Origin of the sequence: Streptomyces sp. P9-2B-2 (genome assembly GCF_030406865.1) — a bacterium.
GTDB classification, from domain to species: domain Bacteria; phylum Actinomycetota; class Actinomycetes; order Streptomycetales; family Streptomycetaceae; genus Streptomyces; species Streptomyces platensis.
This window is the reverse complement of sequence record NZ_CP129126.1, coordinates 5,847,789-5,873,147: the sequence shown is the minus strand read 5'-3', so window position 1 is coordinate 5,873,147 and position 25,359 is coordinate 5,847,789. Positions and strand designations below refer to the sequence as shown.

Sequence of the window (25,359 nt, the reverse complement as noted above, 5' to 3'; positions counted from 1 at the left end):
CTCGGGCGGCACGTGGGAACCGATCAGATGGTGACGTTTCCCGGCCGCCCTGCTCTCTCCGTCCCTGCCGGACGTAGTCGAACCAGGGGCTCCCCCGTGCCCCGTTCGGAATCCCGGTAGGGGCGGCGCTACGCCCGCCCCGGCGGCGGAAACCTGGACAGTCGAGCAGCCGGGGCGGGGGACCCCATCGCGGAGGAATCCCTCTGCGGTCCACGGGCCATGCCATCGACGGTAAGGCGGCACGGCCCTTCACGAAAGAGGAGGTTGGTAGATGAGCGTTGCGGCTGTCGATAGGTACGAGACGCGCAGGGCCGATGCCGAAGGATGGCGCGGAGTCCCGTTCCGGCACCCCCGGGACATGGCGGTAGCCGCACAGGGCGACGAAGGCAAGCACGACGGAGGGCCGATGCCTCCGGAAGCCCCCCGAGAGCCCGCCCCGCAGGGCGGCGACGGCAAGTAACGGGCGCCGCGGTCAACGCACGCAACGGGCGCCGGGGCTGATGCCCCGGCGCCCGTCGGCTTTTGTGGAACTCAGTGTGAGTTCGTCCGGCGGAAGCGGACCCACGTCACGACCGTCAGGCACACAGTGGTCCACATCAAGACGCTGGCGGTGGCCACGGACTCGACGTACTGCTCGTAACCGTCTGTCGTGCCCTACCGGTCACGATGACGTGGACAGGCGCAGGGCGGCCACGCCTGACTCAGCCCGTACGGATCGGGCCGGTCACCGGCCACCACATGGACCGGCGCCCGCTCCTCCGTCACGATGCCGTCGCGGGTCGCGGCGTAGACCCGCAGGGTCATCAGCGACTGCCTGGGCGGCGGGCCCGGTGGCGTGCCGTCGCGGCTCACCAGACCACCTCGGCGGGCTGCGGCTGCCGCTCGTACGCGGCGTAGTACGGGCGGACGAGGGCGGACGCGTCGCCGTCCAGCGGGCGTTCGGCGGGGCGGTGGCGGCGGGGCGCCGTACCGGGGAGCGGGGGCGGGCTCCACGGCAGCACGAGGACCGTACGGATGGTCACCGGGCGGGCGAGCGGAGCGGGGGCGGCCGTCCGGTGCCGGCCCGCCGCCCGCGGGATCAGTAAAGCCCGCACCCAGGCGAGGCAACGGGCAATAGGCTGAACCATGTTGACGCTCCTGTGCTTTCGTAGCGTTGGCCATGCCCCGGGGCCGTTCGCGCGGCCGCCGGGGTAATTACCTTCTGCGCCCTCATGGTTGCTCTGCGCTGGCTACGATCGACAGAGGGTTGCTGTCCCGGATCGTGTTCGGGACAGGGAGGGACAGGCCAATGACCTTCGAAGCGCGAGAACTCACACCGGATCGCTCCGCGCGTGACCTCTTCGGCGCGGAGCTGCGCCGCCACCGGGAGACGGCAGGCATGTCACTGAGACGGCTTTCGGAGGTGGTGAATTACAGCAAGTCCCAACTCGCCCGGATCGAGGCAGCCGAGTCACTGCCGTACGACGACCTGCCGACGAAGCTGGACGTGTGCTTCGGCACCGGCGAGCTCTTCGCCCGATTGCACGCCGTCGCAAAGAAGGAGCCCTTCCCCGGCAAGTACCGCCGAGTCATCAGCGAGATCGAGAGCCGGGCAACGGTCATCGAGGAATACGCAAGCGCCACCATCCCCGGCCTTCTCCAGACCCGGGAGCTCGCCCAGGAGTCATTGCGCTTCGGCAACCCATACGCCTCGGATGCCGAGGTGGAGAGCTTGGTACAGGCCCGAATGGATCGGCAGGCTCTGCTGGAAAGGCCCAAGCCGCCCCGCTGCTGGTTCATTCTCGACGAAGCGGTGTTGCGTCGCCCCGTCGGCGAACGAAAGGTGATGCGCCAACAGCTGGCGTACCTGACCAAGGCGGGGGCGAGGCCGCATCTCACCCTCCAGGTACTGCCGTTCGCAGCAGGCGGGCACGCCGAGGCCGGTGGCTCGCTCATGCTCTACACGCTGCCTCGCCAGCCACTGACAGCTTATGAAGAAGGCAGCCACTCCGGCACCGTCATCGAAAACCAGAGCGACGTGGCAGCCCGCCGGGAGAACTACGATCTGCTCAGGGCCATGGCCCTCTCGCCCCGCGACTCCGAGGCGATGATCCAAGTGGCAATGGAGGACTGGACCCCATGCGAGCCGCCCCAGACCTGAGCACAGTCGCCTGGCGCAAGAGCAGCTACAGCAACAACGAGGGAGGCGTATGCGTCGAGGTCGCCGACCACATCCCCGGCCTCGTCCCCGTCCGTGACTCCAAGAACCCCCACGGCCCCGCCCTCCTCATCCCCGATGAGGCATGGGGCGCATTCATAGGGAGCCTGAAGGGCGAGTGCCCCGCAGCCAGGTGACATCTGCCGGTGCCCGGGAACAGATCGCCCTTCCCGGGCACTGACATAGACATGAGTGACAACAGCGCATTCGGCGACTCCGACGGCTTCCGGACCGAGCACGACTCCATGGGTGAGGTGCGGGTCCCGGCGCATGCCAAATGGCGGGCGCAGACGCAGCGGGCGGTGGAGAACTTCCCGATTTCCGGGCAGCGGCTGGAGCGGGCGCACATCGCGGCGCTGGCCCGGATCAAGGGGGCGGCCGCCCTGGTCAACGGCGAGCTGGGGGTGCTGGACAAGGAGATCGCGGAGGCCGTCCAGGAGGCCGCCGCCGCGGTCGCCGAGGGGCGGTGGGACGAGCACTTCCCCATCGATGTGTTCCAGACGGGGTCCGGCACGTCGTCGAACATGAACACCAATGAGGTCATCGCGACGCTGGCGGGTGAGCGGCTGGGCCGGGAGGTGCATCCGAACGACCATGTCAATGCGAGCCAGTCGTCCAATGATGTCTTTCCGTCGTCGATCCACATCGCGGCGACCTCGGCGGTCCTCAACGACCTGATTCCGGCGCTGGAGCATCTGGCGGAGGCGCTGGAGCGGAAGGCGGAGGAGTTCGCGGAGGTCGTGAAGTCGGGGCGGACGCATCTGATGGATGCGACGCCGGTGACGCTGGGTCAGGAGTTCGGCGGCTATGCCGCCCAGGTGCGGTACGGCGTCGAGCGGCTGCGGGCCTCCATGCCGCGGCTGGCGGAACTCCCGCTGGGCGGTACGGCGGTGGGGACCGGGATCAACACTCCGCCCGGGTTCTCGGCCGCGGTGATCGCCGAGGTGGCGCGGGTGACCGGGCTGCCGCTGACCGAGGCGCGCAACCACTTCGAGGCGCAGGGGGCGCGGGACGCGATCGTCGAGACCAGCGGGCAGCTGCGGACGATCGGGGTCGGGCTGACGAAGATCGCCAACGATCTTCGGTGGATGGCCTCGGGGCCGCGGACCGGGCTCGCCGAGATCGCGCTGCCTGATCTCCAGCCGGGTTCGTCGATCATGCCGGGGAAGGTCAACCCGGTGATCCCGGAGGCGGTGCTGATGGTGGCGGCGCAGGTCACCGGCAATGACGCGACGGTGGCGGCGGCCGGGGCGGCCGGCAACTTCGAGCTGAATGTGATGCTGCCGGTGATCGCGAAGAATGTGCTGGAGTCGGTGCGGCTGCTCGCCAATGTCTCGCGGCTGCTGGCGGACCGTACGGTCGACGGGATCACCGCGAACGTGGAGCGGGCCCGGGAGTACGCCGAGTCGTCGCCCTCGGTCGTCACCCCGCTCAACAAGTACCTCGGCTACGAGGAGGCGGCGAAGGTCGCCAAGAAGTCGCTCGCCGAACGGAAGACCATTCGTGAAGTGGTCCTGGACGGCGGCTATGTCGAGCGGGGGCTGCTGACCGAGGAGCAGCTGGACGAGGCGCTGGATGTGCTGCGGATGACGCAACCGTAAAGCGGCGCGGCGCAGGATAGCGCGTTCGTTACGCCCGGTGCGGCTCACGTCACGGCGCGCTGCGGGCCGCGCCTCTAAGATCTGCGCATGACAGCGGACATGGTGGACACGACGGAAGGCGAGGCGGCCGGCGGTCGCAGGGCGGCCGGGGCGAAGCGGGCGGCGGACGGGGCGCGCTGGGCGCCGGGGGACCAGGTCCTGTGGCGATATCGCGACAACGCCGACGCCGGGCGGTTCCACATCTCCCGGCCGGTGACCGTCGTCCAGGACACCGATGAGCTGCTGGCGGTGTGGCTGGCGCCCGGCACCGCCTGCATCAAGCCGGTGCTCGCCGACGGCACACCGGTGCACCGCGAGCCGCTGTCCACCCGCTACACCAAACCGCGCCGCACCGCCCGGGACCACTGGTTCGGCACCGGGGTGCTGAAGCTGGCCCGGCCCGGCGACCCGTGGTCGGTGTGGCTGTTCTGGGAGCGCGGCTGGCAGTTCAAGAACTGGTACGTCAATCTGGAGGAGCCGCGCCGCCGTTGGGCGGGTGGCATTGACTCCGAGGACCACTTTCTCGACATCTGTGTCTTTCCGGACCGGCATTGGGAGTGGCGGGACGAGGACGAGTTCGCCCAGGCGCAGCGGGACGGGCTGATGACGGCCGCTCAGGCCGCCGGGGTCCGGTCGGCGGGGCGGGCCGCGATCGCACAGATCTCGGCCTGGCGCGCACCGTACGCCGACGGCTGGGAGGACTGGCGGCCCGACCCGGCCTGGGGCGTTCCCCGGCTCCCGGCGGACTGGGACCGCGCACCGGAGCGTTTGCGGTCGTGAGGGAGTGAAGGGAAACGACGGGAGTGAAGAGGGCGAACCGTGGAAAGGTGCGCCTATGGGCAAAGCTGTTTCCCGCGGGGCGGGAGGCGGGGCCGAGCCCCCTTGCTGCGCCCCCGGCCTTCAAACGTAGGATCGTCCTCCGCAAGACTGCACAGGCGCAACTCCAGAACTGGAAAATGAACTTGACCGCGGTCGCAGGAGGGGCGAGGTCGTGAGCGCGACTAGCTACGACGGATATGAGGGGCTGAACCGGTTAGCACTGGACCGGGCCGGCCAGGCAGAGGCGTTCGACGCGATCGGTGACCGCTATGACGACGCCTTTCCACACAAGGAGGGCCAACTCGCTTCGGGCGCCTGGCTGGCCGACAACCTGCCGGCCGGCTCGCGCGTCCTGGACCTCGGATGCGGTACGGGACTGCCGAGCGCCCATCAGCTCGCGGACGCCGGGCATCGTGTGGTGGGTATCGATCTCTCCCCCTCGATGATCAAACTGGCCCGGCAGCACGTCCCCGCTGCCGACTTCCACCGGCTGGACATCGCCGATCTGCGCGGCGGCCGGCTCGGCGGCCCCGGCTCCTTCGACGGTATTGCCGCTTTTTTCTCCCTTCTGATGCTGCCCCGTGCCGAAATCCCTTACGCATTGGGCATGCTCCATGATCTGCTACGTCCTGAGGGGCTGCTCGCCCTGTCGATGGTCGAGGCGGATGTGGACGACTTCACGATTCCGTTCCTGGGCAACTCGATCCGGGTATCGGGTTACCTGCGGGACGACCTGCGCCGGGTCGTGCACGACGCGGGTTTCGACGTCGTCGGGGAAGATGCCTACGCATACGCCCCGTCAAGTACGGACGTACCACCCGAGATCCAGCTCTTTCTGCACCTGCGACGCGCTTGAGACGCAGCGCGTCGGGCGCGGCCGCACGGACGGCGCGCTCGGAACGCGGCGCGTCGGGCGCGCAGCCCCGGACGGATGGAATCCCACGCGTGACGGAGCACCCCACCTCCCACGAATCGCGGCAGTCGGCACCGACCGCCGCGTCCTCGCTGTCCCCTGCCCGGGGGCCGGCCGGGACGGCGCCGCTCGGCGCGGTCCCCGACCCGCGCAGCGCCCTCCAGCAGCCCGGCACGGCCGGCTGTGTGCCGGTGCCCGGCACCGGCTTCGCGGTGCGCGGCGGTGACGACATAGGTTTCGCCGGTGTCACCATCACGGCCTCGGCGGGCTCGCCGGCCGGCCGTGACGACGGCGAGCCGGCCGCGGACCACGGCGCGGCGCGGCGGGACCCGTCGGCGGACGCGGACAGCGCCGCCGCCGGGCATTCCGGCGGGCGTGCCACCGAGCACTCCGCCGCGCACCGCGGCGGCCATTCCGCCGCACGCGACGCCTCGGTCCCGTATGGGGAGGCGTACGGCGACTCGTACGGGGAGGTGTCCATGCCTGCGAGCGGACGGCCGGAGGGGGCGGACCGGGAGACGGCCCGTGCCGGACGGCGGGTGGCGCAGGGCGCGGTGGGCCGCGCCGAGGCGCCCGAGCCCGGTGAGGAGCCGCGCCACGGGCAGCTCCCGCAGCACGGCGGTGACGGCGTGGGGCGGCCGCGGGAGGGCGGCGGTCCGTCCGGCGCCGGGCGGTCGCGGCCGCGCGGCGGTGAGCCGGGCGGGTCGGTGCCGGAGCAGGCGCCGCACGGCGGACGGTCGGCGGCCTCGGGTGCCCCGCACGGTGAGGTGTCGCGGCCGGCGGCCGGGGAGGCCGCCGGGGAGCAGGTGCCGGCACCGGCCGGCCCGCTGCCCACTCCCCCGGCCCGCTCGGCACATCCGGGCGAGAGCGGCGAGGTGGCCGCGGCCCGGCAGGCGGGCGGCGACCGGCTGCGCTTCATCGGGGCGGCGACGCGGCGGATCGCCCGCGGGATCGACCTCGACGAGATCGTGCTCGGGCTGTGCCGGGCGACGGTGCCGACGTTCGCCGACGCGATCCTGGTCTATCTGCGGGATCCGCTGCCGGTGGGCGATGAGCGGCCGACCGGTCCGGTGGTGCTGCGGCTGCGCCGTACCGACCGGATTCCGGAGGAGCCGGACACCAACGGCGGCCGGCTGCCGATGCTGCCCGCGCAGCCCGATCTGGGCCCGGCGATGGGCGGCAGCGCGGCGGAGCTGGCCGAGGTGGAGCCCGGCGGTCCGCTGGCCGAGGTGCTGCGGGGCGTACGGCCGCTGTTCGGTGAGGCGCAGGCGGCGCGGACGGCGCTGCCCGAGCTGCTGGGGCCGGATCCGCGGCTGCCCAGTGGCCACCGGGTGATCCTGGCGCCGCTGCGCGGCCGCCGCCGGGTGATCGGTGCGGCGGTGTTCCTGCGCCGCCCGGACCGCCCGGCGTTCGAGCCGGACGATCTGCTGGTGGCGGCGCAGCTGGCGACGCACACCGCGCTGGGTGTGGACAAGGCGGTGCTCTACGGCCGCGAGGCGTATATCGCCGATGCGCTCCAGCGCACGATGCTGCCGGACTCGCTGCCGCAGCCGACCGGCGTCCGGCTGGCCAGCCGCTATCTGCCGGCCGCCGAGACGGCCCGGGTGGGCGGCGACTGGTACGACGCGATCCCGCTGCCGGGCAGCCGGGTGGCGCTGGTCGTCGGCGATGTCATGGGGCACTCGATGACCTCGGCCGCGATCATGGGCCAGTTGCGGACCACGGCCCAGACGCTGGCCGGGCTGGATCTGCCGCCGCAGGAGGTGCTGCACCATCTCGACGAGCAGGCCCAGCGGCTGGGCACAGACCGGATGGCGACCTGCATGTACGCGGTCTACGACCCGGTCGCGCACCGGATCACCATCGCCAACGCGGGCCATCCGCCGCCGGTGATGCTGCACCGCGGCGGGCGCGCCGAGGTGCTGCGGGTGCCGTCGGGTGCGCCGATCGGCGTCGGCGGGGTGGACTTCGAGGCGGTGGAGCTGGACGCCCCGGCGGGCGCCACGCTGGTGCTGTACACGGACGGTCTGGTCGAGTCGCGGATCCGGGACGTGTGGACCGGGATCGAGCAGCTGCGGGAGCGGCTGGCCGAGACGGCCCGGCTGACGGGTCCCAATCCGCCGCCGCTGGAGCCGATGTGCGACGAGGTGCTGGACATGCTGGGCCCCGGCGACCGCGATGACGACATCGCGCTGCTGGCGGCCCGGTTCGACGGGATCGCGCCCAGCGATGTCGCGTACTGGTATCTGGATCCGAAGGCGCAGACGGCCGGTCAGGCCCGGCGGCTGGCCCGGCGGGCGCTGGCGCGCTGGGGCCTGGAGGAGCTGACCGACCAGTTGGAGCTGCTGGTCAGCGAGGTGGTGACGAACGCGGTGCGGTATGCGGAGCGGCCGATCACGCTGCGGTTGCTGCGCACGGACGTGCTGCGCTGCGAGGTCGGTGACGATGTTCCGCAGCTGCCGCGGCTGCGGCAGGCCCGGCCGTCGGACGAGGGCGGGCGGGGTCTCTACCTCGTGAACCGGATGGCGCGGCGCTGGGGCGCGACCCGTCTGAGCATGGGCAAGGTCGTCTGGTTCGAGCTGTCGATGCCGCCGGGGACGCCGCGCCGCTGAGGTCTGCCGGGTGCCCGGCACCCGTCCCACATATTGGACCCCGTCTGAGACCGGACGGGGTCCAACTCTTGCCGACAGGCCGTCGGGAGAGTTGACTGCTTGGTGGACGTAAGGGACCAACTGCCCCAATTCGGGCCGTGCCGCCCCGGCTCCCCGCTGTCGAGACAGGAGGCGTTCCTCCATGACCAGCACGCACCACGACCCGCGCACCACGAACAACGCCGGCATCCCGGTGGAGAGCGACGAGCACTCACTGACCGTGAGTCCCGACGGCCCCATCCTGCTCCAGGATCACTACCTCATCGAGAAGATGGCCCAGTTCAACCGCGAACGGGTCCCCGAGCGGGTGGTGCACGCCAAGGGCGCCGGTGCGTACGGCTTCTTCCAGGTCACCAACGACGTCAGCCAGTTCACGAAGGCGGATCTCTTCCAGCCGGGCAAGACCACCGAGATGCTGGCCCGCTTCTCGACCGTCGCGGGGGAGCAGGGGTCCCCCGACACCTGGCGCGACCCCCGCGGTTTCGCGCTGAAGTTCTACACCCAGGACGGCAACTACGACCTGGTCGGGAACAACACCCCGGTCTTCTTCGTCCGCGACACGATCAAGTTCCAGGACTTCATCCGCTCGCAGAAGCGCCGCCCGGACAACGGGATGCGCGACAACGACATGCAGTGGGACTTCTGGACGCTCTCGCCGGAGTCGGCGCACCAGGTGACCTGGCTGATGGGCGACCGCGGTATCCCCAAGAGCTACCGCCATATGAACGGCTACGGCTCGCACACCTATATGTGGGTCAACGGCGGCGGCGAGCGGTTCTGGATCAAGTACCACTTCAAGACCGACCAGGGCATCGACTTCCTCACCCAGGAGGACGCGGACCGGATCGCCGGTGAGGACGGCGACTACCACCGGCGCGACCTCTTCGAGGCCATCGACGGCGGGAACGTCCCGTCGTGGACGCTGTATGTGCAGGTCATGCCGTTCGCGGATGCCCCGGACTACCGGTTCAACCCGTTCGATCTGACCAAGGTGTGGCCGCACGGCGACTACCCGCTGATCGAGGTCGGGCGGATGACGCTCAACAAGAACCCCGAGGACTACTTCGTCCACATCGAGCAGGCCGCGTTCGAGCCGTCCAACATGGTGCCCGGGGTCGGCCCCTCGCCGGACAAGATGCTGCTGGGCCGGCTGTTCTCCTACGCGGACACCCACCGGTACCGCATCGGCCCGAACTACGCCCAGCTGCCGCCCAACCGGCCGCGGGTGCCCGTCCACTCGTACGCGAAGGACGGCCCGATGCGGTACGAGCCGTCCCGCGCGGCCCGGCCGTACGCCCCCAACAGCTACGGCGGCCCGACGGCGGACACCCGGCGCTACGGGGAGCCCGCGGGCTGGGAGACCGGCGGTGAGATGGTCCGCGAGGCGTACACGCTGCGCCGGGACGACGACGACTTCGGCCAGCCGGGCACGATGGTCCGCCAGGTCCTCGACGACGCCGCCCGCGACCGGCTGGTCAGCAATGTCTCCGGTCATCTCCGCAACGGCGTCAGCCGTCCGGTGCTGGACCGCGCGGTCCAGTACTGGCGCAACATCGACAAGAACGTGGGCGACCGGATCGCTCACAAGGTGAACGGGGGCTGAGGCGGCGCCTCCCCGCGCAAAAGACCGCGGCCCCCACCGGATGAGGTGGGGGCCGCGATGCGGTGTGCCGGGACCGGCGTCAGTTGAAGCCGGGCAGGCTGTTGGTGCTCTTGCCGCCGTCGGCGTTCCCGCCGGTCGGCCTGCCGCCGGTGTCGCCGCCGTCCTCGCCGCCGGGCGGCGGGGAGGAGCCGGGGTCGGTCGGCGTGGCCGGGTCCGACGGCTTGCCGCTCCCGGACTGCGACGGCGACGTGCTCGGGCTCGACGGGGTCTGCGACGGGCTCTTGCTCGGCGTCTCGGACGGGGACGGCGAGGTCGACGGGGTGTCGCTCGGCGTCGGGGTGGGGGTCGGCGGGACGCCGGCACCGAGGTCGGTGTCGAGGTCGAACTCCGCGCCGGTGCTGCCGCCCAGCGCCGACTCCGTGTAATCGGCCCACACCCGGGCCGGGTAGCCGCCGCCGTTGACCCGGCCGCCGCCACCGGCGCCCTTCAGGGTGACCTGGGTGCCGCCCTTGGGGGACTCGCCGAACATGCCGACCGCGGTGACCAGTTTGGGCGTGTAACCGACGAACCACGCCGACTTGTTGTCGTCGGAGGTACCGGTCTTGCCGGCCGCCTCGTACGCGGTGTTCTTCACGGACTCCGTGGCGGTGCCGTCACTGACCACACCGGTCAGCACCGAGGTGAGGGTGTCGGCGGTCCGGCGGCTGAGGACCTGGTCGCCGATCGGGTCCTTGAGCGGGACCTCGGTCTGGACGCCGTTGACGGGGTGCACGGCCTTCTTGACCAGGGTCGGGGTGACCTTCTTGCCGTGGTTGTCGAGCGTGGCGTAGGCCCCGGCCATCTGGAGCGGGCTGGCGCCCATGGTGCCCAGGGTCATCGCGGGCTTGGCGTCGATCTTGGAACCGTCCATGCCCAGGTCGACCGCGGTCTTCTTGATCTTCTCCAGGCCGACGTCCGCGCCCATCTGCGCGAAGACCGCGTTGACGGAATTGTTGGTCGCCGTCTGGACGCTGATCTTCCCGTAGGTGTGCTCGTCCTCGTTGGGCGGCGCGAAGGCGATGTTCCCGCCGACGACCGGGCGGCGGTTACGGCCGTCGTAGATCGTGTTCGGGGTGATCGGGACGCCGTCCTGGGTGACCGCGTTGTTCTCCATCGCCGACGCCAGGATCAGCGGCTTGAAGGTGGAGGCGGGCTGGTAGTCGGAGCGCGTGGCGTTGTTCGTGTAGTGCTTGGGGTAGCCCGCGCCGCCGTACATCGCCACGATGTGGCCGGTCTTGGGGTCCACCGAGGTGGCACCGAGCTGGGCGTCCCCGTCGACCTTGCGCTTCTTGGGGTCGAGGTCGTCGGTGAGCTTGCGCTTGACGGACCGCTCCAGCGCCTTCTGCTTGTTCTTGTCGATGCCGAGGGTGACGGTCCAGCCGCCGGCCTCGAACTCGCTCTCGTCGACGCCCTGGGCGAAGAGCTCCTGCTTGGCCTGCTTGACCAGGTAGCTGGTCTGCGGGCTCACACCGCGCAGCGGCTTGGGCGCCTGGGGCTTGTCGAAGGTCTGCTTGGCGCGGTCGGACGCCGGGAGCCACTTCATCTCGACCATGTTGTCGAGGGTGTACGCCCAGCGCTCCTTGACCCGCTTCTGGCCGGCCTTGGTCGCGCTGGTCCAGTCGTACTGGCTCGGTGCCTGGAGCAGCGAGGCGAGGTAGGCGCCCTGCGAGACGGTGAGCTTCTCGACGTCCACGCCGTAGTAGGCCTGGGCCGCGGCCTGGATGCCGTAGGCGCCGCGGCCGTAGTAGCTGGTGTTGATGTAGCCGGCGAGGATGTCATTCTTCGAGAACTTGTTGTCCACCTTGAGCGAGATGACGATCTCCTGGAGCTTGCGGGAAACCGTCTGCTCCTGGCTCAGGTAGTAGTTCTTGACGTACTGCTGGGTGATCGTCGAGCCACCCTGCTTGCCCTGGCCCCGCAGGGTGTTCAGGACGCCGCGCAGGGTGCCCTTCAGGTCGACGCCGGAGTCGTCGTAGAAGGTCTTGTTCTCCGCGGCGACGAAGGCGTGCTGGACGTCCTTGGGTATTCGGGTGATCGGGACGCTCTCGCGGTTGAGTTCGCCGACCCGCGCCATGACCTTGCCGTCGGAGTACTTGTAGACATTGCTCTGCAGCTTGGCAGCGCTGTTGCCATTGGGGATGTCCACGTACAGATACAGGCCGATGAAACCGAGGATGCCCAGCAGGCACGCCCCGAGGAAGGCTCCGAGGAGCTTCTTCCAGGTGAAGAAGCGGCGTATGCCGGACTTCTTCCCTTCCTGCCTGGTCCGGCGAGCGCTTCCTTCTCGCGCTCGTCTCGCGTCCGCTCGGCCCATCGCTTCAGCAACTCCAGTCGTTCCGCCCCCAGCAAACTCAGCTGTTGAAGCTAACACCGCATCTGTAAACAAATACTCATCGATCAAGGCTTTTCCTGACGTGACAAACAGCACCTGTCGCGGCGGAACCACGGGGTGGGTATTGCGCGTCGCCCCGCCCTCACCTGGGGACTTGTCGCCGGAGAGACCCCGCACAGCACTGGACGCCGCGGCTCGCTCAGCGTTAAAGTGATAACACTTTGCTAGACCAGCGACATCACCAAATGCGGCGGACATCACCCGCCACACCTGGAGAAACGGGGACCCCATGACCGACCAGACACCGGCCGACCGCACCGGCGGCTCCGGCGCCGACCTCACCGCCGACGCGCCCGAGATGCCCAGACCGCAGGTCCGCGAGGTCCCGGCACACAGCATCGGGGGCGGGCTGGCCCTGCTGCTGACCGTGCTCGGGGTCGCGGTGGGCATCGCCCTGCTGGTCGTCGGCGGCATACTCGGCGACGGCGGCAACGGCGCCGTCGGCGTACCGATGATCATCGTCGGCATCCCGATACTGCTCGCCTCTTTCTTCTGCATGACCGGCGTGAAGATGGTCGCGCCCGGCGAGGCCCGCGTCATCCAGCTCTTCGGGCGCTACGTCGGCACCATCCGCACCGACGGACTGCGCTGGGTCAACCCGCTCACCAGCGCACGGAAGATCTCCACCCGGGTGCGCAACCACGAGACCGCGGTACTGAAGGTCAACGACGCCTACGGCAACCCCATCGAGCTGGCCTCGATCGTGGTCTGGCAGGTCGAGGACACCGCCCAGGCGCTCTTCGAGGTCGATGACTTCCTGGAGTTCGTCGCCACCCAGACCGAGGCGGCCGTCCGGCACATCGCGATCGAGTACCCCTATGACGCCCACGACGAGGACGCCCTGTCGCTGCGCGGCAACGCCGAGGAGATCACCGAGAAGCTGGCCCAGGAGCTGACCGCCCGGGTCCAGGCCGCCGGCGTACGGATCATCGAGTCCCGCTTCAGCCACCTCGCCTACGCCCCCGAGATCGCCTCCGCGATGCTCCAGCGCCAGCAGGCCGGCGCGGTGGTCGCGGCCCGCCAGCAGATCGTCGAGGGCGCCGTCGGCATGGTCGAGCAGGCACTGGCACGGATCAACGAACAGGGCATCGTCGAGCTGGACGAGGAGCGCAAGGCCGCCATGGTGAGCAATCTGATGGTCGTGCTGTGCGGCGACCGGGCCGCCCAACCGGTCCTGAACACGGGCTCGCTCTACCAGTGAGTGCCGACACCTCCGAGGGGGCCGGCGCCGAGAGCGAGCGGCCCCCCGCGCGACGGCCGCAGCAGCGCAAGCAGGTGCTGCTGCGGCTGGACCCGCTGATCCATGACGCGCTGGCCCGCTGGGCCGGTGACGAACTCCGCAGTGCCAACGCCCAGATCGAGTTCCTGCTCCGCAAGGCCCTGTCGGATGCGGGCCGCCTGCCGAAGGGGGCCGGGGCGATACCGCGACGGGGGCGGCCGCCCAAGGAGCCGGGCGGGGACTGAAGCGCACTACGGAGCTCACTCTATACACCGCGTGTATAGCGCTGGTGTAGAGTGTGCGGCGCGCCCCTGCCCCACGCGGCCCACAGGGCACCCGGGGCCCGTCCCCCGCCCGCACTCCCGGAGGTCCGCCCATGAGCGCTCTCCTCGCCGCCTGGGCCCGCGACCTCGCGCGGGGCGCCCGCTTCGCCGTCGGCGGCGGGCGGGAGGGCCGGGCCCGTACGCTCCTGACCGCCGTCGGCGTGGGGCTCGGGGTGATGCTGCTGCTCGGCGCCGCCTCGGTCCCGCACCTCATGGAGAGTCACCAGGAACGCCGCGAGGCCCGGCTCATCGACGCGAACACGGAGCAGGGGACCCGGCCCGGCGCCGGCACCCTGCTGTACACGGACCGGGACACGGTCTTCCGCGGCGCCGGTGTCCACGGCGTCCTGCTGCGGCCCGACGGCCCCGACCCCGTCCGCCCGCCGGGTGTACGCACCCTGCCGCGGCCGGGCGAGATGGTGGTCTCCCCCGCGCTCAGGGCACTGCTGGCCACACCGGGCGGCGCACTGCTGCGGGCACGGCTCGGCCGTACGGTCGTGGGCACCATCGCCGCGCCGGGACTCGTCGGGCCCGGCGAACTGACCTACTACGCGGGCGAGAACACGCTCACCGCCTCCGCCCGGGTCCCCCGCATCAGCCACTTCGGCGGCGAGCTGCCCACCTCGCCGATGAACCCCCGGCTCACCGTGATCGTCATCGTGGCCTGTGTGGTGCTGCTGATGCCGGTGGCCGTCTTCATCGCCACCGCCGTGCGCTTCGGCGGCGAGCGCCGCGACCGCCGGATGGCCGCCCTGCGGCTGGTGGGCGCGGACCGCCGGATGACCCGCCGGATGGCGGCCGGGGAAGCGCTGTGCGGGGCGCTGTGCGGACTGGTGCTGGGGGCGGGCCTGTTCCTGCTCGCCCGCCGGTTCAGCGGGCGGATCACCCTCTGGGACGTCAACGCCTTCCCCTCCGACGTGGTCCCGGACCCCGCGCTCGCCGCGCTGATCGCCCTCGTCGTGCCGCTCTGCGCGGTCGTCGTCACCCTGGTCGCGCTCCGCGGGGTCACCGTCGAACCGCTGGGCGTCGTACGCCATCACACGCTCCGGCGCCGGCGGGTGTGGTGGCGGCTGCCGCTGCCGGTCCTCGGCGCGGTGGTGCTGTTACTGCCCCGCAAGTCCGGCCCGGCCGCGGCGGATGACCGGATCGATCCCTACCTGCTCGCGGGCGGCGCGCTGCTGGTGCTCTCGGGGATCGCCGTGCTGCTGCCGTGGCTGGTGGAAGCGGTGGTGGCCAGGCTGCGTGGCGGCGGTCCGGTTTCCTGGCAACTCGCCGTCCGCAGGCTTCAGTTGAGCAGCGGCTCGGCGGCCCGCGCGGTCAGCGGCATCACCGTCGCGGTGGCCGGCGCCATCGCGCTGCAGATGCTGTTCGCCGCCGTCCAGGACGACTTCACGACGGTGACGGAGCAGGACACCTCGCGGGACCGGCTCACCGCCGCGGTACCGGCCCGGGGCGCCACCACCCACCGGACGGTGCTCGACGCGTTCCGCGCGACCAAGGGGGTCAGCGGCGTCACCGCCGTCCTGTATTCCACCGTGTCGCGCCCCGGAGGCCCTGCCCCCGGCTCCGCCACCCCGCTGACCGTCGGCGACTGCCGCAGCCTCCGGGAGCTGGCGCGCCTCGGCCCCTGCCGGGACGGCGATGTCTTCGTCGTCCGGGACGGCAGCGGAGTGGTCGGCGACGGCACGCTCGCGCGCACCGCCCGGCCGGGCGCCGAGGTGCTGCTCCACGGCGGGCCGGACGCACCGCGGCACACGGGGCGGGCGCGGATGTGGACCGTCCCGGAGAAGGCCAGGACCATCACCTCGCGCACCGGCCCCGCGGGCACCGTGGCCTTCGGGATCTTCGCCACCCCCTCGGCGGTCCCGGTGCCGGACCTCGCCGCCCCCGTGGCCGAGGCGACGCTCACGCTCGACCCCCGCGTCCCGGACGCGGCCGAGTACGCCCGCAACACCGCGGCCCGCCTCGATCCGGCCGCGGACGTCCGGACGCTGCGGAACACCGAGCGGGACCAGGAGTTCGCCACGGTGCGTACCGGACTGCTGGTCGCCTCGACGGTGACGCTGGCGCTGATCGCGGCGAGCCTGCTGGTCAGCACGCTGGAACAGCTGCGGGAGCGCCGCCGGTTGCTGTCGGTCCTGGTGGCCTTCGGCGCCAAGCGGGCCCAGCTGGGCTGGTCGGTCCTGTGGCAGACCGCCGTCCCGGTGGCGCTCGGGCTGGCCCTCGCCGTCGTGGGCGGCTGCGGGCTGGGGCTCACCCTGCTCCGCCTGGTCGGCGAGTCCTCCCCCGACTGGTCGGTGATCTGGCCGATGGCGGGCGCCGGCGCCGCCCTGGTCGTCCTCGTCACGCTGCTGAGCCTGCCGGCACTGTGGCGGATGATGCGCCCCGAAGGGCTGCGCACGGAGTGACCACCCCTCCGCCGCCCGCCCGCACCCTTCCCCTATACGCCACGCGTATACACCGCCGACACACCCCCGAGTAAGGTGTTCGCCATGTCAATCGGTCATACGCTGCTGGGCCTTCTGGAGTCCGGTCCGCGCCATGGGTACGACCTCAAGCGGACCTTCGACGAACACTTCGGGCAGGACCGTCCGCTGCACTACGGGCAGGTCTACTCCACGATGTCCCGGCTGCTGAAGAACGGCCTGGTCGAGGTGGACGCCGTGGAGGCCGGGGCCGGACCGGAGCGGAAGCGGTATGCGATCACCGACGCCGGGGTCACCGATGTCGCGCAGTGGCTGGCCCGGCCGGAGAAGCCCGAACCGTATCTCCAGTCGACGCTCTACACGAAGATCGTCCTGGCGCTGATGACCGGCCGGAACGCCGCCGAGCTGCTGGACAGCCAGCGCGCCGAGCATCTGCGGCTGATGCGCGGGCTGACCGAGCGCAAGCGCACCGGCGACCTCGCCGACCAGCTGATCTGTGACCATGCGCTCTTCCACCTCGAAGCCGATCTGCGCTGGCTGGAGCTGACCGCCGCACGCCTGGACAAACTGGCGGAAGCGGTCCGCCCATGACGCCGGAGGGGTCCCTGCTCGCGGCGGAGGGGCTGCACAAGTCCTACGGGGCGACGCCGGCGCTGGACGGCGTGGAGTTCTCCATCCACCCCGGCGAGGTCGTCGCCGTCATGGGGCCGTCCGGCTCCGGCAAATCGACCCTGCTGCACTGTCTGGCCGGGATCATCAGCCCGGACGCCGGTACGGTCCGCTACGGGCCGCACACCCTGACCGGCCTCAGCGACGCCCGGCGCAGCGCCCTGCGCCGTACCGACTTCGGCTTCGTCTTCCAATTCGGCCAGCTGGTACCGGAGTTGACCGCGCTGGAGAATGTGGCGCTGCCGCTGCGGCTGAACGGCACCAAGCGCAAGGAAGCCGAGCGGCAGGCCCGCGAGTGGCTGGAGCGGCTGGAGGTCGAGTCCGTCCACGACCGGCGCCCCGGGGAGATATCCGGCGGCCAGGGCCAGCGGATCGCGGTCGCCCGCGCCCTCGTCACCCGGCCGCGGGTCGTCTTCGCGGACGAGCCCACCGGCGCGCTGGACTCGCTCAACGGCGAACGCGTGCTGAACCTGCTGACCGACGCCGCCCGGGAGAGCAGCGCCGCGGTGGTCCTGGTCACCCATGAGGCCCGGGTCGCCGCGTACTCCGACCGGGAGATCGTCGTCCGCGACGGCAAAGTGAAGGACATGCTGGCGGGCTTGATATGAGCCCGCTGCGCCCGCGGGCCGGGCGCGGGGGCGGGCCCAGCGACGGCGGGCCCGGCGACGACCGCGGGCACCACGACGACCGCGCGCCCCGCCCGCCCGCGTCCCCGCCTACCGGCGCCTGGGCCCGGGACCTCGCGATGGGGATGCGGCTCGCGGCCGGCGGCGGCCGCGAGGGCTGGATCCGTACGGCGCTGACGGCCGCCGGTGTCGCCCTGGGCGTGGCCGTCCTGCTGCTCGGCTCGTCCGTGCCGACCCTGATGGACGCCTGGCACGGCCGGGAGAAGGCCCGCGAGAACATGGGCCAGGCGCACCAGCCGCCGCCCGCCGACGACACCGTGCGCTACACCTCGACCGACACCGTCTTCCACGGGGTTTCGATCCGTGGCCGCCTGGTGCGCCCGGACGGCGCGCATCCGCCGGTGCCGCCCGGCGTCCGCCAACTCCCCGGCCCCGGCCGGATGCTGGTCTCCCCCGCGCTCAAGGAACTGCTGGACTCACCCGACGGCGCGCTGCTGCGCGAGCGGCTGGACTACCGGGTGGCCGGGACCATCGGCGACGAGGGGCTGCTCGGCCCGCGGGAACTCACCTACCTCGCGCAGAGCACCACCCCCCTCACCGCGCCGGACAGCTATCGCATCGACCACTTCGGCAAGGACTGGCAGGCGCCGCCGATGCGGGCGCCCGCCGTGGTCCTGCTGATCATGACGTGTGTGGCGCTGATGACGCCGGTGCTGGTCTTCCTCGGCACCTCCGTACGGTTCGGCAACGAGCGCCGGGAGCGCCGGCTGGCCGCGCTCCGGCTGGTGGGCGCCGACGTCCCGACGACCCGCCGGATCGCCTCGGGGGAGGCGCTGTTCGGCTCGCTGCTGGGGCTGGTGGCGGGCGGGGCGCTGTTCCTGGGCGGCCGGCAGTGCGCTTCGGTGGTCACGCTGTGGGGCATCAATGTCTTTCCCTCGGACGTGGTCCCGGGCCCGCTCGCCGTGGCGCTGATCGCCGTGCTGGTGCCGACGGCGGCGGTGGCGGTGACGCTGTTCGCACAGCGCGGGGTCACCGTCGAGCCGCTGGGCATCGTCCGCCACCGCCCGCCGGTCCGCCGCCGGCTGTGGTGGCGTCTGGCGCTGCCCGTCGTGGGCGCCCTGCTGCTGGTGCCGCTGGCCCGGGAATCCCCGTGGCGGGACACCCCGTTCAACACCGTCCGGCTCGCGGCCGGTGCGATGCTGCTGCTGCTCGGGGTCGCCGCGCTGCTGCCCTGGCTGGTCGACGCGGTGGTCGGCCGGCTGCACGGCGGGCCGGTCTCCTGGCAACTGGCCATTCGCAGACTCCAGTTGAACAGCGGCTCGGCCACCCGCGCGGTCAGCGGCATCACCGTCGCGGTGGCCGGTGCCATCGCCATCCATACGCTGCTGACCGGTATGCAGGCCGGTTTCGCCCAGGCGTACGCCGAGTCCGGCAAGCTGCCGCGGATCGGCCTGTGGGGCAACGCCCATGACTGGCCGCAGGTCCAGCGGGCGCTCACCGCGCTGCGCGCCACCCCCGGGGTGACGGCGGCCCGCGGCACGATCGACGCCGGCCTGTCGCACACCACCGGGCGGCCCGGGTCCACCGGCCGCTTGGCGACGATCGCCATCGGCAGCTGCGCCGAGCTGCGCACCCTGGCCCGGATGGACTCCTGCCGGGACGGCGACATCTTCCTCACCGGTGCCCGCGACCACACCCTCACGCCCGGCGCGACCGTCGACCTCAACCCCCGGTACTCCGAGCACGATCCGGTGCGGCCGCGCCCCTGGAAGATCCCCACGGCGGCCCGCGACGCCCGGCTGCGCCACCCCGGGCGCGCCCCCGGCCGCGTCCACTACGACCTGCTGGCCACCCCCGCCGCTGTCGACCTCGGCCGCTTCGGATACCCCACCGCGGAGTACCAGATCGACTTCGACCGTGACACCCCGGACGCGGTGGAGCACATCCGCACCACCGCGGCCCATATCGACCCGACGATGAACGAGTTTTCCGCGGTCGACAATCCGCATGACGCGCAGTACTCCAGCGTCCGCAACGGCCTGTTCGCCGGCGCCGTCATCACCCTGCTGCTGATCGGCTCGGGCCTGATCATCTCCACCGTCGAACAGCTCCACGAGCGCCGCCGCCTGCTGTCCACCCTCGACGCCTACGGCACCCGCCGCAGCACCCTGGGCTGGTCGGTGCTCTGGCAGACCGCCCTCCCGGTCGTCCTCGGCCTGGGCCTGGCACTGGGCTGCGGCCTGGCGCTGGGCACCCTGCTGCTGACCATGCTCGACACCGCGGTGACGGTGGACCTCCCGGTGGTGGCGGGGATGACCGGCATCGGCGGCGGCGTCATCCTCTTCGTGACGGCGCTGAGCCTGCCGCCGCTGTGGCGGATGATGCGGCCCGACGGGCTGCGGACGGAGTGAGCGCGGCGATGCCCCACCCCTCCCGCCCGGACCGCACCCGGGCGCGGACGGCCCGCCGCTGGTGCGCCGACTTCGCCATGGGCGCCCGGTTCGCCGTCACCGGCGGCCGCGAGGGCTGGATCCGTACGGCTCTGTCGGCGCTCGGCGTCGGCCTGGGCGTCGTGGTCCTGCTGCTGGCGTCCGCCGTCCCCAACGCGCTGAACGCCGCCATGAGCCGGCAGTCGGCCCGCACCGTCGTGCCCGTGGCGCACGGCACCGGCCCCTCGGACCGCTCGCTGCTGACCGTCTCCTCCTACAGCGACTACCGCGAACTGCCGCTGTACGGCCGGATCCTGGCGGCCGAGGGGCCGCACCCGCCCGTCCCGCCGGGCCTGTCCCGGCTGCCGGGCCCCGGCGAGCTGGCCGTCTCCCCCGCTCTCGCGGACCTGCTGTCCTCGCCCGAGGGCGCGCTGCTCAAGGGCCGCTTCGCGCAGCTGCGGATCACCGCCACCATCGGCGACGAGGGCCTCACCCACCCCGGTGAACTCTTGTTCTACCAAGGCAGCGCCGCCGTGCCGCGGCCCGGGCCCGAGCCCGGCAACGGGGTCGAGCGGATCACCGCGTTCGGGGGGCACGACACACCGTTCCGGGCCGGTCCCCTCGTGGTGCTGAGCATCCTCGTGTGCTGTGTCGCGCTGCTCACCCCGGTCACCGTCTTCATCGCGACCGCGGTGCGGTTCGGCGGGGAGCGCCGCGACCGGCGGCTCGCCGCGCTCCGGCTGGTGGGCGCGGACCGGGCCACCACCCGGCGGATCGCCGCGGGCGAGGCGCTGGCCGGTGCGCTGTTCGGTCTGCTCACCGGCGGCGCGCTGTTCCTGGCCGTCCGGGTCCCCCTCGCCGGTCTCTCGCTCTTCGACCTCGGCGTCTTCCCCGCCGACCTGGTGCCCGACCCCGCGCTCGTCTGCTGCGTCGCGTCGGCCGTCCCGTTCTGCTCGGTCGGCGTCACCCTGTTCGCCCTGCGGCGGGTCGCCATGGAGCCGCTGGGCGTCAGCCGTACGGCACCGCCGCTGCGCCGCCGGCTGTGGTGGCGGGTGCTGCTGCCGGTCGCCGGGGTGGCGCTGCTGCTGCCGCAAGTGATCGGCGGGCAGGGCTCCGGCGACGCCGCCAACGCCCAGGTGATCGTCGGGATGTCGCTGCTTCTGCTGGGGGTGGCGGCGCTGCTGCCCTGGCTGCTGGACGCGGTGGTGGGCCGCCTGGGCCGTGCGGGCTTCAGCGGCCCGTCCTGGCACCTTGCCGTACGGCGGCTCCAGTTGAGCGGCGCCACGACCAGCCGCTCGGTCAGCGGGATCACCGTGGCGGTGGCCGGCGCGGTCGCCGTGCAGGTGCTGCTGAACGGCACCTGGAGCCCCGACGAGCAGACCCCCCGGCCTGCCTGGACCGAGGTCGACGCGTACGCCGGTACGGTGCCCGCCGCCCGCGCCCCCCAGATGTCCGCCCGGCTGCGCGCCACCCCCGGTGTCCGCGAGGCGCACCTCCTGATCTCCGGCTACGCGGACTCCGTCCGCCACCACCGAGCCCTGGCACACACCGAACCCGAGGACCGCGGGGACCCCGAGCCGTATCCGGTGACCGTCGCCGACTGCGGCATGCTGCGCCAACTCGCCCACCTCGGCACCTGTTCGGCCGGCGACGTCTTCCTCGTCAAGGGCCCCGAAGGCTCCGGCCCGCTCCCGGCCCCCGGCACCCGGCTGGTCCTCGACCCGGTCGGCAGCCGGGACGCCCATCGGGCGCCCGCCCTCTGGACCGTCCCGCGAAACGCCCGCCACGCCACCTCCGTGCGCCACGACCGCCTCCCCGCCTTCGCCGGTCCCGGGGTGTACGCCACCCCCGAGGCGCTGGACGCGACCCTGCTGCGCCGCCCCGGGATCGCCGTCCTGCTGCGGCTCGACCCGCACACCCCCGACGCGATCGAGTACGTCCGCAACACGGCCGCCCGGATCTCCGTGCGCACCGACGTGGTGTCCTCCCGCGACGGCACCGAGGAAGCCGGCACGCTCTTCCGTCTCGGTCTGACCGCGAGCGCCGCCGCCGTACTGCTGCTGATCGGCTGCGGTCTGCTGATCAGCACCCTGGAGCAACTCCGCGACCGCGCCCGGATGTTGTCGGCGCTGGCGGCGCTCGGCACACCGCGCGCCGTCCTGGGCCGCTCGGTCCTGTGGCAGACCGCCGTCCCGGTGGCCCTCGGTCTGGCCCTGGCCGTCGGCTGCGGGCTGTCCCTCGGCACCCTGCTCCTCCACATCGCCGACCGCCCGCTCCGGCTCGACTGGTGGGGCATCCTCACCCTCACCGGCACCGCGACGGCCGTCGTCCTGGGCATCACCGCGCTCTCCCTGCCGCCGCTGTGGCGGATGATGCGGCCGGACGGCCTGCGGACGGAGTGAATCTGCGAGATCATTCCGGCGCAGCAGTGCATATCAACTGCCCAAGGGGGGCCCTCCATGCGTCGACTCGTCTACTGCATCGCTTCCACTCTCGACGGCTTCATCGCGGGCACTGACGGCGCGGACCCCACCGGTCCGGACGGCTTCTGGCCGATCGCCGACGACTACCTCAAGCATCTGGCCGCCGAACTCCCCGAGGTGCTGCCCGCGCAGGCCCGGTCGGCGTTCGGCATCACCGGCGAGGGCACCCGCTTCGACACCGTCCTGGAGGGCCGCCGCACCTACGCACTCGGCCTCCGGGCCGGGATCACCGACGCCTACCCCCATCTGCGGCATCTGGTCTTCTCCCGGACCCTGACACAGAGCCCGGACCCGGCCGTGGAGCTGATCGCCACCGACCCGGTCGCGAAGGTACGCGAGCTGAAGGACTCGGACGGCAAGGACATCTGGCTGCTGGGCGGCAGTACACTCGCCGGCGCCCTCTACCCGGAGATCGACCAGCTGCTCGTCAAACTCAGCCCCCTCACCCTCGGCACCGGCCTCCCCCTCTTCTCCCCGGACACCCCCTTCGACCCCCGCACCTGGGAACTGACCGAACACACCGTCCTCCAGAGCGGCGCGGCCTTCCTGACGTATACGCGGGCGGGCGCGGCGTAGAGGCTGCGACGACGCTCTCGAACGGGTGAACATCGTGGTGCGGGACGTTGAGGCCTGCCCGGCCTACGATGATGCTCTCGATACCAGCCACGAGGAGGCGCCATGTCTGCCGCAGCGGTCGAGCACCCCTGTGACGGCGAATCCGCACTGCGCACAGAAGCGGCGCGGCTCGCCGAGAAGCTTCCCGGCTACCGCATCGAGATCATCGGGGGAGAGCTCACCGTGACGCCACCGCCGGACGGCCCGCACGGGGATGCACTGTCCGATCTCTTCGTGACCTTCGCGTCCCTGCACGGCAGGGAGTCGAGAGTCATCCAGGGCATCGGCGTACGGCTTCCCGACGGCCCCGACGACTTCGCCGTACCGGACCTCGCCATCGTCGACGCGGACTACCGTGAGCACCTGATGGAAGAGGGCTGCTACGACCCGGCCGTCTTCCGCCTGGTGCTCGAAGTCACGTCGTCCAACTACGCCACCGACCTCAAGAAGAAGGTCGCCGCCTACGCGATCGCCCAGATCCCGGTCTACGTGGTCATCGACCGTAAGAAGGACCGCGTTCACGTCCTGACGGACCCCTTCGCCAACGAGTACCGCTGCCACCGGGTCCACGCCCCCGGACAGCACGTCGTCCTCCCCGATTCCCTCGGCGCCGAGATCACCCTCGACGTCGAGGCGATCCTCGCCGTCGGCCGCCCCTGACCCTCACTCCTTCACGATCCGCACCGGCAGCCCCCGCAGTGCCCCGCGCAGTGCCGTCGCGAACTCCTGGAATTCCTGGTGGCGGGCGGTGCCGGTGCGCATGGCCAGGGCGATTCTCCGGGAGGGGGCCGGGTCCGCGAAGTAGCCGGTGGTGAGCTGGTCGTTGCGGCCGGTCTCAACCCGGAGGGCGGTGCGGGGCAGGAGGGTGACGCCGAGTCCGCCGGCGACCAGCTGGACGAGGGTGGACAGGCCCGCGGCGCTGGTCGTCACGGGGGTGTTCTCGTCGCGGCCGGCCTCGCGGCAGATGTCCAGGGCCTGGTCCCGCAGGCAGTGGCCCTCGTCGAGCAGCAGCAGGTCCAGTTCCTGGAGGGCCTGGCGCGGGATGTCGCCGCGGCCGCCGAGCCAGTGCTCCTTGGGGGCGACCAGGACGAAGTCCTCGTCGAAGAGCGGGAGTTCGGCGACCTGGGGGACGCCGAGGGGGACCGCGAGCAACAGCAGGTCGAGGCGGCCATGGGCCAGGCCGTCCAGGAGGGAGGCGGTCTGTTCCTCGTGTACCTGGAGGTCCAGGTCGGGATAGGTCTCATGGACCAGCCGCAGCACGGCCGGCAGGAGGTAGGGCGCGACGGTGGGAATGACGCCCAGGCGCAGCACCCCGGTGAAGGGCGCGCGGGCCGCCTCCGCCTCCTCCATCAGATCGCCGACCGCCTCCAGGACCGCACGGGCCCGCGCGGCCACCCGCTCCCCCGCGGGCGACAGCAGCACCTTGCGCGTCGTACGCTCCAGCAGCTGCACTCCGAGGGTCTCCTCCAGCGCGGAGACCGCCCCGGACAGCGCGGGCTGGCTCATCCCGATCTCGGCCGCCGCCTCGCGGAAATGCAGATGCTCGGCCACCGCCGCGAACGCGCGCAGCTGGGCCAGGCTGGGCTGCCGGGGCCGGCCGCCCAGGTTTGCCGGTGACGCCACTGATAACCACCTCCGATCAACAGCAACCAGTCTAGCTATTTCCCTGATCAATGGCCGCTGTGCCACTGTGTAAGCCGTCCAAGCCTCAAGGAAAGTCCTCAAAAGGGACTTTCTGCGCAACAAGGAGAGTACGTGCTCACTGTCGGTGACAAGTTCCCCGAGTTCGACCTGACCGCCTGCGTTTCGCTGGAAGCGGGCCAGGAGTTCGAGCAGATCAACCACAAGACCTACGAGGGCAAGTGGAAGATCGTCTTTGCGTGGCCCAAGGACTTCACCTTCGTGTGCCCGACCGAGATCGCCGCCTTCGGCAAGCTGAACGACGAGTTCGCCGACCGTGACGCCCAGGTTCTCGGCTTCTCCGGCGACTCCGAGTTCGTGCACCACGCCTGGCGCAAGGACCACCCGGACCTGACCGACCTGCCCTTCCCGATGCTCGCCGACTCGAAGCACGAGCTCATGCGCGACCTGGGCATCGAGGGCGAGGACGGCTTCGCGCAGCGCGCCGTCTTCATCGTCGACCAGAACAACGAGATCCAGTTCACCATGGTGACCGCCGGTTCCGTCGGCCGTAACCCCAAGGAGGTCCTGCGGGTCCTCGACGCCCTCCAGACCGACGAGCTGTGCCCGTGCAACTGGTCCAAGGGCGAGGACACCCTCGACCCGGTCGCGCTGCTCTCGGGCGAGTGACACTC

The 25,359-nt window shown here is 71.7% G+C and carries 21 protein-coding genes and 1 pseudogene; 17 read left to right on the top strand and 5 right to left on the bottom strand.

The genetic code is table 11. The annotated features are described in order from the left end of the window. Nucleotides 1-531: 531 nt before the first annotated feature. From QT196_RS25950 to QT196_RS25940, 3 genes and pseudogenes are all read right to left on the bottom strand, one after another. Nucleotides 532-633 (bottom strand): annotated as a pseudogene (locus QT196_RS25950) (SCO3870 family protein); the annotation flags it as partial. A 21-nt stretch (nucleotides 634-654) separates the two neighbouring features. Continuing rightward, on the bottom strand, nucleotides 655-852 hold the full coding sequence (locus QT196_RS25945; protein WP_266734507.1) for a hypothetical protein: 198 nt from the start codon (nucleotides 850-852) through the stop codon (nucleotides 655-657). Next, nucleotides 849-1,127, bottom strand: a complete 279-nt coding sequence (locus tag QT196_RS25940) for a hypothetical protein (protein WP_266733753.1) — start codon at nucleotides 1,125-1,127, stop codon at nucleotides 849-851. The genes QT196_RS25945 and QT196_RS25940 overlap by 4 nt, the downstream gene beginning before the upstream one ends. Nucleotides 1,128-1,288: 161 nt before the next feature. Between QT196_RS25940 and QT196_RS25935 the strand changes: the two genes are divergently transcribed. The 7 genes from QT196_RS25935 (at nucleotide 1,289) to QT196_RS25905 (ending at nucleotide 9,823) form a co-directional block, all read left to right on the top strand. After that, complete coding sequence (locus QT196_RS25935) at nucleotides 1,289-2,140, top strand: helix-turn-helix transcriptional regulator (RefSeq protein WP_290355798.1); 852 nt, start codon at nucleotides 1,289-1,291, stop codon at nucleotides 2,138-2,140. Beyond that, a complete protein-coding gene (locus tag QT196_RS25930; protein ID WP_266733757.1) occupies nucleotides 2,119-2,334 on the top strand; it encodes a DUF397 domain-containing protein in 216 nt (71 codons plus the stop codon). The genes QT196_RS25935 and QT196_RS25930 overlap by 22 nt, the downstream gene beginning before the upstream one ends. Nucleotides 2,335-2,385: 51 nt before the next feature. After that, nucleotides 2,386-3,798, top strand: a complete 1,413-nt coding sequence (locus QT196_RS25925; protein WP_290355797.1) for a class II fumarate hydratase — start codon at nucleotides 2,386-2,388, stop codon at nucleotides 3,796-3,798. 87 nt (nucleotides 3,799-3,885) lie between these two features. Next, entirely contained in the window at nucleotides 3,886-4,617 is a 732-nt protein-coding gene (locus tag QT196_RS25920; protein WP_248001307.1) for a DUF402 domain-containing protein, read from the top strand. Nucleotides 4,618-4,828: 211 nt separating this feature from the next. After that, nucleotides 4,829-5,512: a class I SAM-dependent methyltransferase gene (locus QT196_RS25915; protein ID WP_168481199.1), complete on the top strand. Its 684-nt coding sequence runs from the start codon at nucleotides 4,829-4,831 to the stop codon at nucleotides 5,510-5,512. 89 nt (nucleotides 5,513-5,601) lie between these two features. Then, nucleotides 5,602-8,181, top strand: coding sequence for a SpoIIE family protein phosphatase (locus QT196_RS25910; protein ID WP_266733762.1), 2,580 nt, complete (start codon nucleotides 5,602-5,604; stop codon nucleotides 8,179-8,181). A 181-nt stretch (nucleotides 8,182-8,362) separates the two neighbouring features. Further along, nucleotides 8,363-9,823, top strand: coding sequence for a catalase (locus QT196_RS25905; RefSeq protein ID WP_266733764.1), 1,461 nt, complete (start codon nucleotides 8,363-8,365; stop codon nucleotides 9,821-9,823). A 79-nt stretch (nucleotides 9,824-9,902) separates the two neighbouring features. Here QT196_RS25905 and QT196_RS25900 read toward each other — a convergent pair whose 3' ends face one another. Next, nucleotides 9,903-12,176, bottom strand: a complete 2,274-nt coding sequence (locus QT196_RS25900; RefSeq protein ID WP_266733766.1) for a transglycosylase domain-containing protein — start codon at nucleotides 12,174-12,176, stop codon at nucleotides 9,903-9,905. Nucleotides 12,177-12,483: 307 nt separating this feature from the next. Between QT196_RS25900 and QT196_RS25895 the strand changes: the two genes are divergently transcribed. From QT196_RS25895 to QT196_RS25855, 9 genes are all read left to right on the top strand, one after another. Next, nucleotides 12,484-13,455 (top strand): SPFH domain-containing protein, encoded by a 972-nt coding sequence (locus QT196_RS25895; protein ID WP_290355796.1) that lies wholly within the window; start codon nucleotides 12,484-12,486, stop codon nucleotides 13,453-13,455. After that, entirely contained in the window at nucleotides 13,452-13,718 is a 267-nt protein-coding gene (locus tag QT196_RS25890; RefSeq protein ID WP_168481196.1) for a hypothetical protein, read from the top strand. Before QT196_RS25895 ends, QT196_RS25890 begins: the two co-directional genes overlap by 4 nt. A gap of 131 nt (nucleotides 13,719-13,849) precedes the next feature. Beyond that, on the top strand, nucleotides 13,850-16,204 hold the full coding sequence (locus QT196_RS25885) for an ABC transporter permease (RefSeq protein WP_290355795.1): 2,355 nt from the start codon (nucleotides 13,850-13,852) through the stop codon (nucleotides 16,202-16,204). Nucleotides 16,205-16,288: 84 nt separating this feature from the next. After that, nucleotides 16,289-16,813, top strand: a complete 525-nt coding sequence (locus tag QT196_RS25880; protein WP_085926741.1) for a PadR family transcriptional regulator — start codon at nucleotides 16,289-16,291, stop codon at nucleotides 16,811-16,813. Beyond that, nucleotides 16,810-17,499 (top strand): ABC transporter ATP-binding protein, encoded by a 690-nt coding sequence (locus tag QT196_RS25875; protein WP_168481195.1) that lies wholly within the window; start codon nucleotides 16,810-16,812, stop codon nucleotides 17,497-17,499. Before QT196_RS25880 ends, QT196_RS25875 begins: the two co-directional genes overlap by 4 nt. After that, nucleotides 17,496-19,928, top strand: a complete 2,433-nt coding sequence (locus QT196_RS25870; RefSeq protein ID WP_290355794.1) for an FtsX-like permease family protein — start codon at nucleotides 17,496-17,498, stop codon at nucleotides 19,926-19,928. The genes QT196_RS25875 and QT196_RS25870 overlap by 4 nt, the downstream gene beginning before the upstream one ends. Nucleotides 19,929-19,936: 8 nt before the next feature. Beyond that, the gene (locus tag QT196_RS25865) at nucleotides 19,937-22,348 is read left to right on the top strand and encodes an FtsX-like permease family protein (protein ID WP_290355793.1); all 2,412 of its coding nucleotides are present in this window, start codon (nucleotides 19,937-19,939) and stop codon (nucleotides 22,346-22,348) included. A 57-nt stretch (nucleotides 22,349-22,405) separates the two neighbouring features. Then, nucleotides 22,406-23,005, top strand: coding sequence for a dihydrofolate reductase family protein (locus tag QT196_RS25860; RefSeq protein WP_168481193.1), 600 nt, complete (start codon nucleotides 22,406-22,408; stop codon nucleotides 23,003-23,005). Between the two features lie 102 nt (nucleotides 23,006-23,107). Further along, nucleotides 23,108-23,704 (top strand): Uma2 family endonuclease, encoded by a 597-nt coding sequence (locus QT196_RS25855; RefSeq protein WP_168481192.1) that lies wholly within the window; start codon nucleotides 23,108-23,110, stop codon nucleotides 23,702-23,704. Between the two features lie 3 nt (nucleotides 23,705-23,707). On the opposite strand, the gene QT196_RS25850 is transcribed toward QT196_RS25855, so the two are convergent. After that, a complete protein-coding gene (locus QT196_RS25850; protein WP_168481191.1) occupies nucleotides 23,708-24,667 on the bottom strand; it encodes a hydrogen peroxide-inducible genes activator in 960 nt (319 codons plus the stop codon). Between the two features lie 132 nt (nucleotides 24,668-24,799). Here QT196_RS25850 and QT196_RS25845 point away from each other — a divergent pair, with 132 nt between their 5' ends. Then, complete coding sequence (locus tag QT196_RS25845) at nucleotides 24,800-25,354, top strand: peroxiredoxin (RefSeq protein ID WP_168481190.1); 555 nt, start codon at nucleotides 24,800-24,802, stop codon at nucleotides 25,352-25,354. The last annotated feature ends 5 nt before the right edge of the window (nucleotides 25,355-25,359 follow it).

Coding starts and splice junctions, on each gene's coding strand:
- QT196_RS25940 (WP_266733753.1), bottom strand. CDS start 1,127: ATGGTTCAGCCTATTGCCCGTTGCCTCGCCTGGGTGCGGGCTTTACTG.
- QT196_RS25935 (WP_290355798.1), top strand. CDS start 1,289: ATGACCTTCGAAGCGCGAGAACTCACACCGGATCGCTCCGCGCGTGAC.
- QT196_RS25930 (WP_266733757.1), top strand. CDS start 2,119: ATGCGAGCCGCCCCAGACCTGAGCACAGTCGCCTGGCGCAAGAGCAGC.
- QT196_RS25925 (WP_290355797.1), top strand. CDS start 2,386: ATGAGTGACAACAGCGCATTCGGCGACTCCGACGGCTTCCGGACCGAG.
- QT196_RS25920 (WP_248001307.1), top strand. CDS start 3,886: ATGACAGCGGACATGGTGGACACGACGGAAGGCGAGGCGGCCGGCGGT.
- QT196_RS25905 (WP_266733764.1), top strand. CDS start 8,363: ATGACCAGCACGCACCACGACCCGCGCACCACGAACAACGCCGGCATC.
- QT196_RS25900 (WP_266733766.1), bottom strand. CDS start 12,176: ATGGGCCGAGCGGACGCGAGACGAGCGCGAGAAGGAAGCGCTCGCCGG.
- QT196_RS25895 (WP_290355796.1), top strand. CDS start 12,484: ATGACCGACCAGACACCGGCCGACCGCACCGGCGGCTCCGGCGCCGAC.
- QT196_RS25885 (WP_290355795.1), top strand. CDS start 13,850: ATGAGCGCTCTCCTCGCCGCCTGGGCCCGCGACCTCGCGCGGGGCGCC.
- QT196_RS25880 (WP_085926741.1), top strand. CDS start 16,289: ATGTCAATCGGTCATACGCTGCTGGGCCTTCTGGAGTCCGGTCCGCGC.
- QT196_RS25875 (WP_168481195.1), top strand. CDS start 16,810: ATGACGCCGGAGGGGTCCCTGCTCGCGGCGGAGGGGCTGCACAAGTCC.
- QT196_RS25870 (WP_290355794.1), top strand. CDS start 17,496: ATGAGCCCGCTGCGCCCGCGGGCCGGGCGCGGGGGCGGGCCCAGCGAC.
- QT196_RS25865 (WP_290355793.1), top strand. CDS start 19,937: ATGCCCCACCCCTCCCGCCCGGACCGCACCCGGGCGCGGACGGCCCGC.
- QT196_RS25860 (WP_168481193.1), top strand. CDS start 22,406: ATGCGTCGACTCGTCTACTGCATCGCTTCCACTCTCGACGGCTTCATC.
- QT196_RS25855 (WP_168481192.1), top strand. CDS start 23,108: ATGTCTGCCGCAGCGGTCGAGCACCCCTGTGACGGCGAATCCGCACTG.